1 protein-coding gene is annotated in these 329 nt (G+C 65.7%); it reads left to right on the plus strand.

The window, feature by feature from the left end; translation table 11 throughout:
* Positions 1-279, plus strand: a 279-nt coding sequence (locus GOPIP_RS27960) for a Mu transposase domain-containing protein (RefSeq protein WP_006373275.1), incomplete at its 5' end; no start/stop codon positions are given.
* Positions 280-329 lie beyond the last annotated feature (50 nt).

Raw genomic sequence — 329 nt, forward strand, 5'->3', positions numbered from 1 at the left:
CGCCGCTTGACCGGAGTTCGGGAAGCCAGCACCCCGCTGCCGCCTGCGCCACCGTCAGGGCCGCAGAGCGTGCAGCGCCGGGTTCCCAAGAGCGGTCAGATCATGGTGGCCGGCCAACGCCTCCGAGTCAGTCCGACCTACGCCGGCACCATCGTCACCATCATCGTCGACGATCACCACCTACGAGTGCTCGACGGCGCCAGAGAACTGTCACTGCACGCACGAACCACCACCAAGACCATTCGCAACTTCAACGCCCACCGGCCCCACCGCCGGTAAGCATCTCCCGAGAACACGACGTCACGCATCTCCTGAGACCGCACACGTCA

The organism is Gordonia polyisoprenivorans NBRC 16320 = JCM 10675 (assembly GCF_000241325.1).
Lineage (GTDB): Bacteria > Actinomycetota > Actinomycetes > Mycobacteriales > Mycobacteriaceae > Gordonia > Gordonia polyisoprenivorans.